This is a genomic window from Nocardia barduliensis (assembly GCF_013315795.1).
In the GTDB taxonomy this organism is placed as follows: domain Bacteria; phylum Actinomycetota; class Actinomycetes; order Mycobacteriales; family Mycobacteriaceae; genus Nocardia; species Nocardia barduliensis.
Window position 1 is genome coordinate 1 of sequence record NZ_JABLTE010000282.1, and the last position, 735, is coordinate 735.

At 66.3% G+C, this 735-nt stretch carries 1 protein-coding gene; it reads right to left on the bottom strand.

Annotation, left to right across the window (positions count from 1 at the left end; translation table 11 throughout):
• Positions 1–411: 411 nt before the first annotated feature.
• On the bottom strand, positions 412–735 hold a 324-nt coding region (locus tag HOV91_RS39215; protein ID WP_217441619.1), incomplete at its 5' end, for a hypothetical protein.

A 735-nucleotide genomic window follows, 5' to 3' on the forward strand; every position in this document is an offset into this window, starting at 1 on the left:
GGGTTCGGGCGCTTGCTGGCAGGGGGCTTCTTCTTGCGTGTGGACATGACGGGTCCCTCCATGAATTTCGGGATTTTGGGTGGGTGTTCGGTCATGTCCCGGCCGGGACGGAAACCACGCCGGTCGGGGTAAATCCCCAGGGTTTTCGGCGTCGTCCCCCCTACATGGACGCTCGATACCGGTGCCGATGTCAAGCGGGCCGTGAAAGAAAAATCCGTGCCCCGAATTCCTCTCATCCGCCGCCGAAATTCACACAGTACGAGTCGAATTCGACTTTTTGACATTCTCCCGCCGAGTCGATGTGCGCTCACCCGAGTCGATGTGCGCGGGCGCGACGACCGGGAGGCGAGGCCGCCACCACCACGCGGCGCGTGGTGGTGGCGGTGAGCCGAGGTGGTCCGGTGTGAGGGATCACTCTGAGGGGGCGGCGGATTGTCGGCGCGGCTCGCCGGGGGTGGTCCAAGCCTGGGGCAGCGGGCCGCCGGTGGCGAGGTGGTTGTCCAATGCCGCAATGAGGGTGGCGAGGTGTTCGAGCCGTTCGTGGTGGGCCGCGCGGTCGGTGGCGGATTCGGAGTAGATGCCGCGTTGGTGAAGGCGTTGTTCGCGGGCGCGTTCGTCCTCGCCGATCGCGCGAATTCGGTCGAGCAGCTCGTCGGCGGGGTTCGCGTCGGCGGTGCGGGTGTCGATCATGGCTTTTCGTCTCCCTGGTCGTTCGTGGCGGGTGTGCTGGGTGCC